A 13,580-nucleotide genomic window follows, 5' to 3' on the forward strand; every position below is an offset into this window, starting at 1 on the left:
CATCTGGAGCATCTGGAGCATCTGGAGCATCTGGAGCATCTGGAGCATCTGGAGCATCTGGAGCATCTGGAGCATCTGGAGCATCTGGAGCATCTGGAGCATCTGAGACAAGAATAGAAGGAGGGCTACCTGCGGTTACAGTAGCTCCAGTGTACTCAGAAGAAAATTTATATTTACATCCAGATAATGAAAAATATCGAAAAATAATTATTGATGCGGCAAAAAAATATAATTTAGCGCCACAAGCCTTGGCTGCAAAAATTAATGCGGAAGCAGGAACAAAAAAAGGAAGCCAAGAATGGAATCCTCAAGCACAAGCTTCGACATCATCAGCAGTAGGTTTGACCCAGTTTTTAAGCGGAACTTGGTATGAGATATGTACGGTTTCTACTTATAAAGACACCTTACTCCAACAATATGTTATTAAGAAAAAATTAATCTCTAATTTTAAAGAGAACATGGCACTTAAATTAATTTCGAATACAGATAAAGCAAAATTAAAAGCACTTGGGACTGACCCTACATTTTCTGTAGATTCTGCTGCCGCCTATGCAAGAGCAAATATAAATATTGTTAAGAAAATATATAGTAAAATTGATAGCCTTGAACCAGGGGATCTCGCAAAAGTTGGCTATGTAGCACATCATGATGGTCCAACAGGATTTGGTAAAATAGTTGAAGCTACAAATGATCCTTCATGGTCGAAATTGCAAGGACAAGTGTGTCCAAAAAATAATCCAAATTGCGATACTTATCTCAATTATAAAGAGAGGTTCAGCAATGGTAGAGATGCATATCGTTGGTGGTTATGTACTGAATATACAGATTCAAAAATTAATGTTAATCGATTTACGCTTAGTCCAAAGGACGGTAAAAAATTTAAGAATGCTCGAACAATGGAAGAAATTATTGTTTTTTTAGGTGGTAAACCTTTAGTTCGGCCAAGTAGAGATTTTGAAAAAAAGGGTACAACTGATAATTCAAAGCTAAATGATAATATCAATATTGTTATTACTTCTCTTGTAAATAATAAAGTACAAGCTAATATCTCTTATTTTGTAAAATCTAAATACGGGCTAAAGCCTCACTCAACAAATGCAAATGGTCATGAAATTATACATGCTAAAAAGGATGATAAAATTGAAATTATTTTTAATGATCAAGTTGTAGCTTCAATAAATGCAATAAATGACAAAGAGGAGTTTAAAATTAATTTCCCCTCTAAGAATATAACTAATGCATCAACGGAAAAGCAAAGCTCTAACAGCGAACAAAAATTAAATTTCAATAGATGGAGAAATCCTCTAAATGGTATTTGTCAAATAAGAAGATTTGGCTATAACTCATTACCATTAAAAGCAAATGCTAGCTCCTATAATGAAAAAAATTTAGAACAAGCAACAAAAGTTGCATCGAGATTTAATCGTACAAGCTATAGAGCTAGTGGTATTCATCAGGGAGTAGATTTAGAAGCTGATAATGGAATTAATATTTATCCCGTTTGTGTGGGAACTATCGCAAAAGTAATTCCCGCATATCCTGGTTATGGGAAAACAATTATTTTAGAATGTGATGTAAATGATTTACCTAGTTCAAAAAAAGTCTTAGCAAAAAATTTAGACACAATTTACTTTATTTATGCACATTTAAATTCTATAAATGTATCGGAAGGAGATAGTATAACGACTCTTGATACAGTTTTAGGAAAAACGGGTAATAGTGGTAATGCGGGGAGCATGACTAGAATTGAAGATGGTTCCCATTTACATTTTGAAGTGCGTTCTGAAATAATGAAATCAATGGGTAAATCTGGAATGTCTTATAGATTAGATCCATTCCCATGGCTAGATAATTGTATGACAACTGAAAATGGTGTTAAGGTAAATAGGTAAATATATGATTAAGTATAAATTATGTCTGGCACTCATATTAGGAGTCTCAACAGTAGCTAATGCTGAGTTTAATATAGAGAATAATCCAAATCAGCCTGTATATATCAAATTAGGGTATCAGAATGTTTTAAATTCTTCCTTTATATATACTGATGTCAGTAAAAATGTAGATTTGAAAAAAAATATCGTTACTGTTCCATATGGCGAAGTTACAGTTTTACTAAACCCAGTTTTGAACAATAATAATGAGATAAAAGGAAAGGATTATTACTTTATAAACTATCAACCCAAAATTCTATTAGGAAAAAATCAGTATAAGCTTCCTTTTATTATTTCAGATGTTGGAGCAATTGGTACTAGTATTATTTATAATGATAATAATATTTCTATTTTTTCAATTGAAAGTTATGCAAATCCTGTGTCAAATAATAATTCAAAAAAATTTAAAAGTGATATATATATATTTAATAAAAAAAATTTAGGAATATATAATCCATCATTTTTATCAATAAATGTTAAATTAAAAAGTTTAAATGATGGTTCAATGAAATTTACAAAATTATCATCTATAAAATATAATAAAAATGATAAGTCCTATCAAGTGGTATATGATTTTCAGAAAGTAACTGAAGATTTTACTTCAACTGGAAAAGTTAATTATGAGAATTTTCCAATTCAATATTCTTTTTCCTTGATTCCTGATAAAAATAAACCTTTTTTAATTAAAGATATTATTGAAAAGAGAAAGGGTGATAAAAATATTGTTTCGAAAATTGAAAATAATGATATGTATTCATATTTTTTAAAATAGAAATATTTTAATATAAATATATTCTTATAAGCAGTAATAAATTAATGTAATTTTTGCTGCTTATAAATAATTGGTAATATTGAAAATATTTTCTTATTAATAAAAGTTAATATCGAATGACTAAATATCTTAAACTTGTAGTTTTTACTTCTTTCATGATTGGATCTATTGAGGCTTTACATGCTGACTTTGGTCTTATTCAAGATAAGGATGGGTATGTGAATGTAAGGGAAAATTCAAGTTTAAGTTCGAAAGTTACATCCAAATTAAATAATAATGAAATTGTTTCTTGTGTGATGGATGAAGAGACAAGTAATTTTTGTTTAGTTAATGCCAATAATGGTACAACAGATTTGTCTATAAAAATAGAATAAATAATTTTAGTGGTTACACTTCTATTAAGCTATCTCAATATTCTAGAGAAAAGGTTATCTATAGTGATAAAAATATAATTGTAGAAGTGTATGCAAAAAAAGCTATTTTAGATCCTAAACTTTATAAAACTTTTAAAGGTGAATATAAGTATTTTAATGATAAAAAGTTCTTTGGTACAGATGGTAGCCTACCTGACAATAATTTTTTACAACTTGATAAAATTATTGTTAAAGAAAAAAATAACAGAACTGAAATCAGTAGATCTGAGCTCGAACAATATTTTTTCCTTAAAGATGGTATCGATGGAGACAAGAACGAGCTTGCTGACTTTAAAATATATTATTTAAATAATAACATTTTTATTTTAAATACTTTTAATGATGGTGGTGCAGCAGCTTACAATATTGTTTTAAATATAAAAAATGGAAAGATAGTTACTAATAAAGCTTGGAAGTTTGAAATTTGATAAAATTCATATAGTAAAGTTATGAATGGCTATAAATATTAATTTCATTAGTGATGCGAGAAAATAGAAGTGATTTATAAAAAATTAGTTTTTGTATGTTTAGTAGGTTTTAGCTTATCTACTATTCAATATGTAATTGAAGGAGCTTATGCAAATTCTTTTGAAATAAAGAAAGTAAATAATAAACAATTCATTGAATCTGCTGAAAAAATTAGAAAAATAAAAAAAGATTTAGATAATAAAATTTATTTATTATTAGATTCTGATGAGGGCTGTATAGTAAGTGAAAAACCTCTTAATAAGGATATCGTAATTATCTATAAAGAGGACGAAAAATTTAAATATGATATTGTAAATCCAATATTGAAAAAAGATAGTAGTGATTGTGTTTCAGAATTAGCTTTTGTTACAGATGAGCCTAATTATTTTTATAATATTAATAAAAGAAGTAAGGAGTTAGTTCGTGGTTATGGTCTTGAATTAAATAAGGATCAAATTCTATATAAAAATAATAAAATTAGAGGAGTTGATTTGATAGGGGATGGAATTCCTAATATTGTAACTGAATGTTTTTCGAATGAAGGTGCTCATTTTAATATTTTTGGAGGATACAATAATGAAGAAAAATTATTACATCGTTATACCTACCTAGATATGAATTTACAAGCCTCATGTACTGAAAATGAAGAAATATATAGTAAAGGTTTATTGGATTTGAGAAATAAATATAGAGAAAATTAATGAAAAGTATCTGATAATATTCACGATAAATGAAAGTTTAATTTAGATAGTATAGGCACTTTTATTACTAAAAGTGCCTATACTATCTTTATTTAGTCGTTAGAAAGCTTATATAGACAATATTCATATCATAACTTTAAAACCAATTTAATAGCTTTAAATTTTTGATTTTAATATTTTTAATCTTGTTGTTATCCCCATTAATTAAGTAGGGATTTTTGGCGCCCATCAAAATAGGTAAGTCTTCATCAATATCATCACTGTATGTTGCAAACCAAGGTTGTTTGATATCAAGCTTATTTAATCTTCTTACTTTTTCTTCAGACCTGCAATGTATCCCACTTATCCATCCTCCCAGCTTGTTTTGTAGAGGAGTACCAATAATTCGTACATCTATATTGATAGACTCGAGTAAAACATTCGCTAACTTTTCTGGTGCAGCCGTGGCAATAAACACAATTCTTCCATTGGCTAAATGATCTTTAACTTCGGCTATACCTTGCTCAAACCAATATAATGAACCGGAAGTAATTACATTGATATTCTTAGAGAAATTTTTAAAGCTGTATTCTAATTCTTCTTCGTTCAAGCTATACGTTGCAATCCATAAATACAATGAAGCACCTTTAGATTTATATTTCTTAAATTTCATAAGAGGTAAAGCGATGGGCGTAACAATAAGTGCAGCGATAAATCTAAAAATATTAGATTTCAATTTATCTGTTAACCATGCCTTTGTAGAGTCACCCGATAGTAATGTTCCATCTAAGTCAAAAACAACAATTTCTTTCATGTACTTCTCTAAATTGAATAGTAATGATTTTACTAATATCTAAATGGGTGTTTTTTTAATCTTCTTTAAATTGGCAATTAATAAGAGTTTCCTATAATATAACCAACTATTTATAAGAATTTTGAAAATATATTGAATATAGAGTTTAATAAATGAAAACTGCCTCCTTTATCTTTCTGAGCTTTAGCCTTTTAGTGTGCTCAAATATATCGAATGCTGCATTTTATTCGTATAAGTATTGTACTATTCAGAATAAATGTAAAGAACTGAAATACACATTGAATCAGGGGAGTTATGTTTTACATGCATATGAACCTCCTGTCGATGAGTTCTATATTAAAATAAAAGATGATAAATATTATGTGATATATAAAAATATCTTTATGGAAGGTGTTGAAGTAGGCTGGGCACAAATGAAAGTAATTACTAATAATGAAAATAAGCTGGTTATGGAAACTAATAAGATATTTCAGACTTTAGGAAATTATAATTCTATAGGTGATGGTGATAATTTTGAGTACATTCCATCAAAAAATTATAGAAGTAATATGTATGTGCTTAATGACTTCTATGATCGATATTCTTTTAGACAATATCAAAAATTAACTTTTATAAAGAAAAATAAGCAACTTTTACTTGATTGTAAGAGCTATATGCAAGATCTAGATCCAAAAAATAATCTTTCTGGGATGTTCTATGGTGTTTGTACTGATAAGGAAAAAGTTTATTTTAAAGAAACTCCAGAATTATAATTTAGATTTTTTTGTAATATTAATTCTTTAACTCTATGTCAAGAGTCATAAGTTTTTAACCTTTGTAAATTAGATAGTATAAGCGTTTGATATGAAACTAACATTTATCATTATATTTGGCTGTATAAGTATGCACAGTTATTGTGCTGTAAATTTGGATAGAAAAATTTATTTAGACTTTAACTCAATAAATTTAAAAGATAAATCTTATATTATTGATAATAAATACTCTGATATTAATTTTTCGTCAGAAGGTATAGCAAAAGATCAAATGGGAAGCTGTACAACTTTTTCAGATTTTAATAATAGCATTTCATATACTCTTAATAATCAGAAGTTGGTTGAAGTATTAATTGGAAGTGAAAATAAAAGTATATACACATTAAAAAATATACGAAATGGTATGGGTGTTGAAAATATATACAAAAACTATAAGGGTTATAATATTAAAAAAATGAAAAGTGATGGAGCTGGAGATTCACAAGATGACTATACTTACATAGTGACTGATAATTTACAGAAAAATAATAGTTTAATTTTTGATGTTGTACATGGGAAAATACAAGGAATACATTTAGGAAAAAAAGGATTTGATCTATCTGATTGTGAGTAATATTACTTATACCTGATTTTATGTGTTTATAAGATCAGGTATAAATTAGTGATAGATTATTTTAAATAGTTTTATATTCATAAATTGGGTTCTATTTACGTCTCTACAATTCCTTCTAAATCTTCAAGCGTATAGTTCGGCATATCAATAATATGGGTTTGAATACCGTCTTGCACATAATCATTCACATGAGGATATAACCAGCGAGTAATCTGCTCAGCAACACTCGAATGATACTGAATTTCAAAGTGATTTAAGCCATAAAACACCGCTTTGTGTGAGTCTGGAACTTTAAGTTGAAAACGTGGATTTGGATGTTCGCCAAGTGCGCTTTTCACACTCACTAAATAATCGCCAATCACGGTAAGCGCTTTATTACGCACCTTTTCAAACTCGAGTGTTCCAGCCACTAAAAAGGTATTGATATGGGAAGGTAGAGGAGCTGGAGCACGGTTGTCATCCATCATGCCGATACGGGCATCCATATATTCCCAGTCATCATCACGAACGCTGCCGTGGCGTAGGTCTAAAATGCCATTACTACGGATATTAACTAACTGACCCAGTAACCCAACAAATGGGAATGCCCCGAGTTTATCTTGTATAGCAAAGCCAAAGCGCTCAAGTACTGCACCATGGTGTGGAGAACCAATACAGACTAAGTTCTCGACCATATGAATCCATTGGTACATATTTTGTTTACCGTAAAACAGTGCGCTACGGGAAACCAGTCCACCCATACTATGACCAATGATATCAATACTGGTAATTCTTGGATTACGTTGTACCAAATCTTCTAATAAGTTAGAGAAACTACGGCCATTGGCTGAAATGCGACGACCTGTGTTGTAGTTTAAATACAGCATGGTGTTGTGATCACGCTGCGCAAGCAGACGTTCACCAATGCCGCCATAGTGTGCATTTGACCAAGTCAGGTGGTTCATACATAGACCATGAGCCAAAATCACAATACGGCCTGCAAGTTCGCCTTGCTGGATTGCACCGTAGTGGTCGTATAGCACCATGGGTAAGGCAAGTGGACTATGTTGTTTAAGTAAATAGTCTCCAAAAATACCATTTAAAATGCCCACCAAAAAATGTTGGCTCGGGGTGAGTGGTTTTTCGTGAAGTGTTGGATATTTTTCAATAATGTGACGTAAACTTGGCGCTAAAAAGTGACTACCATATTTTTGTAAAGCGCCATAAGAAAATTGATATAGCTTTTGCACAAATGGTCGTTTTTGAAAGTTTTTTGCATTTTGGGCGCTAATACCAAAAGCATTTTTTAATACTTCAATATTAATGACTTGTATTAATTCATGTACACCATTTAAGCTGGTGCTGAACAGTTGAGCTAAACCTTCTAGTACGTCGGCCTGACTCGGTGGCGTACGATCCCATTTACAATAAGTTTCATGTAACGGTGTTAAGCTCGGCATATCTTTTCCCCATTTACGTTATAACCGACGTTTTAAGCTGTACTTTTTATCAACGGCAGCTAACGTTTCCATCTTAGTAGTTTAAATAACACATGTTTTTAAAATACTGATGAATGGTAAGTTGAATCGTTTTTCTTGTCTGACAATAGTGTTTTTATATACAAACTGAGAACAAAAATGTGAGTTTACTCTCAATTTAAGAGGGAAATATATGAATATTATCTACCTCCATGGCTTTAATAGCAGCTCTTCTTCGATTAAAGGGCTGAGCCTTAAGCAGTATTGTAGCGAATTGGGCATCAATGTGCATTTGCCAGATTTAAATAGATCTCCAGATCAGGTCGTAGCGCAAGTTTCAGAGCTAATCGAGTCTTTACAAGATGTGGCGTTAGTCGGTAGTAGCCTCGGCGGGTTTTTTGCGACATATTTTGTCGCGAAATATAATGTTCCGGCTGTACTGATTAACCCTGCTATGCAACCATGGAAGCTGTTTGATGAGCTCTTTCAAGTTGAAAGCATGCCTTATAAGGTGAATGATCAATGGTCAATTGATCATGTGCAGTTACGACAGTTAGAACAACTGGAACTGAAACAACCTGAAAATGCTGACAAAATACTCGTCTTATTGCAACAAGGCGACGAAATTTTGGATTATCGTCAAGCACAACGCTATTATAGTGCTGCAACACCATCCTCATTGATTTTGACGGATGCTCATGGCAATCATGCCATGGAAGATTTTGAAGAAAAATTACCCTTAGTGATCGAATTCTTTGCGCACACCATCAAATAAGGAAAACGTACAACGTGACACAATATACGGCTCAATCGCTTGAAGTTCTTTCCGGTTTAGACCCTGTTCGTCGTCGTCCGGGAATGTATACCGATACGACTCGACCTAACCATTTAGCCCAAGAAGTTATTGATAATGCTGTCGATGAAGCATTAGCTGGTCATGCCGACAAAATCTGTGTCACGGTTTATAAAGATGGTTCGTTGTCGGTTGAGGATAATGGCCGAGGTATGCCAGTCGATATTCACCCTGAATATGGTCAAAGTGGTATCGAAATCATTTTAACCAAGCTGCATGCTGGTGGTAAGTTCAGTACCGATAACTACCAGTTCTCAGGTGGCTTACATGGTGTGGGGATTTCGGTTGTAAACGCTTTATCTACACGTGTTGAGGTAGAGGTTCAGCGTCAGGGTAATTTATACCAGATGGCTTTTGAGCAAGGTGAACCCGTTGCTCCTTTAGCAGTGCTAGAAGGCAAAGCACCAAAACGTGCGACTGGTACAACAGTACGTTTCTGGCCTGAAGCTAAATATTTTGATAGTCCAAAATTTGCGTTAAAAGCTCTCAAACATAATTTAAAAGCGAAAGCTGTTTTAGCAGCTGGTTTAAAAATTACTTATATCGATCAAATTAACGATGAAAAAATTGAATGGCAATTTGAAAATGGCCTTGTCGATTATTTGATGGATGAATTACAAGACCGCGAAATTTTGCCAAACCCTGCATTTGTAAGTAGTGGACAAGCAGATCGTGCAGCCTGTGAGTTTGCGATTTGCTGGAATGTAGAAGGCGGTGAGCAGGTTCAAGAAAGTTACGTCAACTTGATTCCAACTGCACAAGGCGGTACGCATGTGAACGGTTTACGTTCAGGCGTGACCGAGGCGTTACGTGAGTTCTGTGAATTGCGTAACTTGTTACCGCGTAATCTTAAACTTTCGGCAGAAGATGTTTGGGATGGCGTGAACTATATCTTGTCGCTCAAGTTCCAAGAACCACAATTTTCTGGTCAAACCAAAGAGCGTCTTTCGAGTCGTGAAGCATCAAATATTGTTTTAAATATTGCTAAAGATGCATTTGCGCTCTGGCTCAACCAACATGCTGAAATTGCTATGCAACTGGCGGAAATGGCGATTTCTAAAGCAGGTCGTCGTTTAAAAGCAGCCAAGAAAGTCGAGCGTAAAAAGATTGTTTCTGGCCCAGCTTTACCGGGTAAATTGGCAGACTGTGTTGGCCAAACTCGTGAAGAAAGTGAGTTATTCATTGTCGAAGGTGACTCTGCGGGCGGTAGTGCCAAGCAAGCGCGTGATAAAAACTTTCAGGCCATCATGCCAATTCGTGGAAAAATCCTAAATACATGGGAAGTCTCTTCAGATGAAGTACTCGCTTCTCAAGAAGTTCACGACATTGCGATTGCGATTGGTGTAGATCCGGGTAGTGATGATCTGTCAGAACTACGCTATGGCAAAATCTGTATTTTGGCCGATGCCGACTCGGACGGTTTACATATTGCGACTTTGCTTTGTGCCTTATTCGTTAAGCATTTTCCTGCATTGGTGGAAGAAGGCCATTTATTTGTAGCAATGCCACCATTGTTCCGTATCGATATTGGTAAAGATGTCCATTACGCACTCGATGATGATGAACTTGAAACCATTTTGAAAAATGTCAAAGGCAATAAGAATCCTCAAATTACTCGATTCAAGGGACTGGGTGAGATGAACGCGATTCAGCTTCGCGAAACAACCATGGACCCTAACACTCGTCGTTTAGTACAGCTTGATCTGGATGATGCACATTTAACAGCTGGTTTACTCGACAAATTGCTTGCGAAAAAACGTTCCGCAGATCGTAAGCAGTGGCTTGAGCAGAAGGGTAACTTAGCCGATATCACTGTTTAAAATAAAATTAAAAAATCCCCGCTCAATTGGCGGGGATTTTTTATTTTAGTTACAGATAATTTGGTATATTTATATAATTAATTTAAAACAGACAAGTCTGTATAAATCACTCTTTATTTAAAACCTGATTTCTATAGATTGTGGAAACTGAAAAACATCACAATTTGCTCCACTTCCGATGCGATCTACTACTGCAAAATCACTTGGTGACTCAAAAGTAAGCAAAGGGTGATGCCATGTGCCTGCCCGATAATTGATACTTTGCTTACCATTCGAGACGAAAGCACAGAGCTTGGAAATATCGGGAGTGTTTTCATCTAAAGCGGGTGCGACAATAATTAAAAACTTTTGTTGCTGTAATGGAATAAATGCCTGAGAGCCTTTCGGATGACGCTCTAGCATTGAAATTTCCAGAGGTAATACACTGGTCTTAATATTACGGAAAATACTAATTCCTGCCTTTGCTTCAACTTCAATTTCGGTTTCAACGAGCGCATGGTAGCGCTCGGTGTGGGCATCATTAATATGAAAAAAGTCATGCCCGTCGCAACAAATGACTTCTCCGAAGGGTTGAAAGTTTTCAATAGTTAAGGGCTGAATTTGAACAGTATTCATGATCATGATTTAGCAATTTTCCCCCATAAACGAACACGGCTAATACCACCGTCTGGAATCATGTTAATGCGAATATGAGAGATCTTTTCATGCTGTAAAATCTCATTCACATATTCATGAATATGGTCCATTTGCATTGGTTGAGCTTCAAGTAAATAAGACCAGAACATACTTTGTGGAATTAACTGTGCATCGGTTGCATTTTCAAGGTAAACCGCTTGTATAGATACTTGGGCAGGGAAGTTCCCTTTAAAATGAGCCGTATCAATTTCAAGTTTCTCAATTTTTCCGCTTTTACCCAACGCAAGAATACACCAGTCATAACCCGGTGCGCGGCGGCGTTTGGTTTCCCAACCATCGCCCATGTTGATACCACGGCCTGGGTTAATCAAATTACGTGGGTGTCCAAAGTGCGCATCGCTATAGGCAATTACGCGACCACCATTTTCAAGTGCTAATAAATCAAGCGTTTGCTCACTATCAGTCACCTGAATGTGAACATCTCCATAAACACGCAAACGAGCAACACCGCCATCTGGGAAAATATTGAGGCGTATATGGGTAAAAAGTGCATCATTATTGACCATAAAAATATGATGTTGACTTGGCCCTAGCTCAGTATTTTCTAGAACATTCTCCCATTTTGCACCTGTTAGGTCTCCATTTGGTGCATAACACGCTTCTAATGAGGCAGATGCTGGATAGTTTCCTGTAAAAAAGCTGGTGTCGATATCAAGTGCGGTGATTTTTCCACTCACTCCTAGCTTCACAATACACCAGTCATATCCCGCGTGACGCTTACGACGCGTTTCCCAACCGTCCATCCATTTACCGTTGTTATCAAATTTATCTTCAACAAAAATAGGTGCTTCAAATTGCAGCATACGCTTTGCTTCTGCAAAGAAATCATCTGAACACTCAATGACTTGTGCACCAATTCGGACATCTGCCAAATTGGTTTTGGTATTCAAAATTTCAGGAAGTTCAAAAGCTGGAGCGTGTAAAGTTGCCATAATGGGGTATCCGTATTTCTTGTTAAAAACATGATTTTTCATTTAAAACTATCAACATACAGAGCACGTTGAGACGAGTTTTATACTTAAATATATAAGCATGGGGCATGCCAGTTTTGTGGAAAAGCTAAATAAATTTTGAACGATGGCATGTTTTTAGCATAAGCACCCTATAGGTGAATATCTATAGGAGAGTGTTATGAATGTGGTGATTATTGGTGCGGGAATGGGAGGTCTAACCACAGGCATTGCATTAAAAAAATTTGGTCACCAAGTTCGTATTTTTGAGCAAACTGAAAAGATTCTTCCAGTCGGCGCTGCTATTTCGTTGTGGTCAAATGGTGTGAAATGTCTGAACTATCTCGGATTAACTGATAAAATCGCCAAACTTGGTGGACAAATGGATGATTTGGCCTATGTCGATGGTTTAACTGGAGATGTGATGACACAATTCAGTTTACTGCCATTAATTGAAGAAGTAGGACAACGGCCATATCCGGTTGCACGTGCCGATTTACAAAATATGCTGATGGATGAGTTTGGCCGAGACCAGATTTATCTAGGCAAAAAAATGGTCAGCCTTGAAGACAAGACCGATTATGTCGAAGTACATTTTGCAGATGGCAGTTCAACACAAGCTGACTTACTGATTGGGGCGGATGGTACTCATTCAATGACTCGTGCCTATGTGTTGGGTCAGCAAGTACAGCGCCGTTATGCTGGTTATGTAAACTGGAATGGTTTGGTTGAGATTTCTGAAGATTTAGCACCAGCTCAGCAATGGACGACCTATGTAGGAGAAGGTAAGCGTGCCTCACTTATGCCAGTTGCAGATGGTAAGTTTTACTTCTTTTTAGATGTGCCTTTGCCAGCAGGATTAGACAATAATCGAGATGAATATAAAAAACTTTTAAAACAATATTTTGCTGATTGGTGCCAACCTGTACAGCAACTCATTGAGCGCTTAGACCCACAAAAGACCAATCGGGTAGAAATCCATGATATTGAACCGTTTGCCCAATTTTATAAAGGCCGCGTGGTGATCTTAGGCGATGCTGCACACAGCACTACACCTGATATTGGACAAGGTGGCTGCCAAGCCATGGAAGATGCGATTTATTTAGCGCGTTCTTTGCAAATAAATACTTTGGGTTTAGAGGACGCTTTACGTCGTTATCAAAACAAGCGTAATGAACGGGCCAATGAGTTGGTTCTTCGTGCCCGTAAACGTTGTGATGTGACCCATATGAAAGATGAAACTGTGACCCAAGCTTGGTATGCAGAATTACGCCGTGAACAAGGCGGACATATTATGCAGGGGATTATTAGTAACATTGTGGGTAATCCACTCGACTAAAACAAAAACAGCAAGGATTTTT

General features: G+C 34.7%; 12 protein-coding genes and 1 pseudogene. 9 read left to right on the forward strand and 4 right to left on the reverse strand.

Translation table 11 applies throughout. The features are described from left to right. From MSG95_RS17555 to MSG95_RS17570, 4 genes and pseudogenes are all read left to right on the forward strand, one after another. Positions 1-1,892: peptidoglycan DD-metalloendopeptidase family protein (locus MSG95_RS17555; protein WP_324645152.1), on the forward strand; the 1,892-nt coding region annotated here is incomplete at its 5' end. 4 nt (positions 1,893-1,896) lie between these two features. Next, positions 1,897-2,703, forward strand: coding sequence for a hypothetical protein (locus MSG95_RS17560; protein ID WP_324624630.1), 807 nt, complete (start codon positions 1,897-1,899; stop codon positions 2,701-2,703). A gap of 155 nt (positions 2,704-2,858) precedes the next feature. Further along, positions 2,859-3,544, forward strand: a pseudogene (locus MSG95_RS17565) (SH3 domain-containing protein). 69 nt (positions 3,545-3,613) lie between these two features. Further along, positions 3,614-4,285: a hypothetical protein gene (locus tag MSG95_RS17570; protein WP_077165311.1), complete on the forward strand. Its 672-nt coding sequence runs from the start codon at positions 3,614-3,616 to the stop codon at positions 4,283-4,285. 136 nt (positions 4,286-4,421) lie between these two features. On the opposite strand, the gene MSG95_RS17575 is transcribed toward MSG95_RS17570, so the two are convergent. After that, entirely contained in the window at positions 4,422-5,078 is a 657-nt protein-coding gene (locus tag MSG95_RS17575; protein WP_077165310.1) for a haloacid dehalogenase-like hydrolase, read from the reverse strand. 152 nt (positions 5,079-5,230) lie between these two features. Between MSG95_RS17575 and MSG95_RS17580 the strand changes: the two genes are divergently transcribed. After that, positions 5,231-5,830 carry a hypothetical protein gene (locus MSG95_RS17580; RefSeq protein ID WP_151819589.1) on the forward strand — a complete coding sequence of 200 codons (600 nt, stop codon included), beginning with the start codon at positions 5,231-5,233 and terminating at the stop codon, positions 5,828-5,830. Between the two features lie 91 nt (positions 5,831-5,921). Continuing rightward, positions 5,922-6,443 carry a hypothetical protein gene (locus MSG95_RS17585; protein WP_228144408.1) on the forward strand — a complete coding sequence of 174 codons (522 nt, stop codon included), beginning with the start codon at positions 5,922-5,924 and terminating at the stop codon, positions 6,441-6,443. Between the two features lie 95 nt (positions 6,444-6,538). On the opposite strand, the gene MSG95_RS17590 is transcribed toward MSG95_RS17585, so the two are convergent. After that, positions 6,539-7,882: a hypothetical protein gene (locus MSG95_RS17590; RefSeq protein ID WP_004704875.1), complete on the reverse strand. Its 1,344-nt coding sequence runs from the start codon at positions 7,880-7,882 to the stop codon at positions 6,539-6,541. Between the two features lie 211 nt (positions 7,883-8,093). Here MSG95_RS17590 and MSG95_RS17595 point away from each other — a divergent pair, with 211 nt between their 5' ends. Continuing rightward, positions 8,094-8,675: a YqiA/YcfP family alpha/beta fold hydrolase gene (locus MSG95_RS17595; RefSeq protein ID WP_031955550.1), complete on the forward strand. Its 582-nt coding sequence runs from the start codon at positions 8,094-8,096 to the stop codon at positions 8,673-8,675. 14 nt (positions 8,676-8,689) lie between these two features. Continuing rightward, positions 8,690-10,573, forward strand: coding sequence for a DNA topoisomerase IV subunit B (gene parE, locus MSG95_RS17600; RefSeq protein ID WP_077165307.1), 1,884 nt, complete (start codon positions 8,690-8,692; stop codon positions 10,571-10,573). Between the two features lie 117 nt (positions 10,574-10,690). Here parE and MSG95_RS17605 read toward each other — a convergent pair whose 3' ends face one another. Both MSG95_RS17605 and alc read right to left on the reverse strand, forming a co-directional pair. Next, positions 10,691-11,194: an ureidoglycolate lyase gene (locus MSG95_RS17605; protein WP_077165306.1), complete on the reverse strand. Its 504-nt coding sequence runs from the start codon at positions 11,192-11,194 to the stop codon at positions 10,691-10,693. Beyond that, entirely contained in the window at positions 11,191-12,201 is a 1,011-nt protein-coding gene (gene alc, locus MSG95_RS17610) for an allantoicase (protein ID WP_077165305.1), read from the reverse strand. Before alc ends, MSG95_RS17605 begins: the two co-directional genes overlap by 4 nt. Before the next feature lie 199 nt (positions 12,202-12,400). Here alc and hpxO point away from each other — a divergent pair, with 199 nt between their 5' ends. Next, positions 12,401-13,558 carry an FAD-dependent urate hydroxylase HpxO gene (gene hpxO / locus MSG95_RS17615; RefSeq protein WP_039251955.1) on the forward strand — a complete coding sequence of 386 codons (1,158 nt, stop codon included), beginning with the start codon at positions 12,401-12,403 and terminating at the stop codon, positions 13,556-13,558. Positions 13,559-13,580 lie beyond the last annotated feature (22 nt).

It is taken from the genome of Acinetobacter sp. IK23, from assembly GCF_035615275.1.
Classification (GTDB): Bacteria; Pseudomonadota; Gammaproteobacteria; order Pseudomonadales; family Moraxellaceae; genus Acinetobacter; species Acinetobacter seifertii.

What these genes read in the sequence shown, in the direction of transcription:
- MSG95_RS17560 (WP_324624630.1), top strand. Translation starts at nt 1,897, where the DNA reads ATGATTAAGTATAAATTATGTCTGGCACTCATATTAGGAGTCTCAACA.
- MSG95_RS17575 (WP_077165310.1), bottom strand. Translation starts at nt 5,078, where the DNA reads ATGAAAGAAATTGTTGTTTTTGACTTAGATGGAACATTACTATCGGGT.
- MSG95_RS17580 (WP_151819589.1), top strand. Translation starts at nt 5,231, where the DNA reads ATGAAAACTGCCTCCTTTATCTTTCTGAGCTTTAGCCTTTTAGTGTGC.
- MSG95_RS17585 (WP_228144408.1), top strand. Translation starts at nt 5,922, where the DNA reads ATGAAACTAACATTTATCATTATATTTGGCTGTATAAGTATGCACAGT.
- MSG95_RS17590 (WP_004704875.1), bottom strand. Translation starts at nt 7,882, where the DNA reads ATGCCGAGCTTAACACCGTTACATGAAACTTATTGTAAATGGGATCGT.
- MSG95_RS17595 (WP_031955550.1), top strand. Translation starts at nt 8,094, where the DNA reads ATGAATATTATCTACCTCCATGGCTTTAATAGCAGCTCTTCTTCGATT.
- MSG95_RS17605 (WP_077165306.1), bottom strand. Translation starts at nt 11,194, where the DNA reads ATGATCATGAATACTGTTCAAATTCAGCCCTTAACTATTGAAAACTTT.
- alc (WP_077165305.1), bottom strand. Translation starts at nt 12,201, where the DNA reads ATGGCAACTTTACACGCTCCAGCTTTTGAACTTCCTGAAATTTTGAAT.
- hpxO (WP_039251955.1), top strand. Translation starts at nt 12,401, where the DNA reads ATGAATGTGGTGATTATTGGTGCGGGAATGGGAGGTCTAACCACAGGC.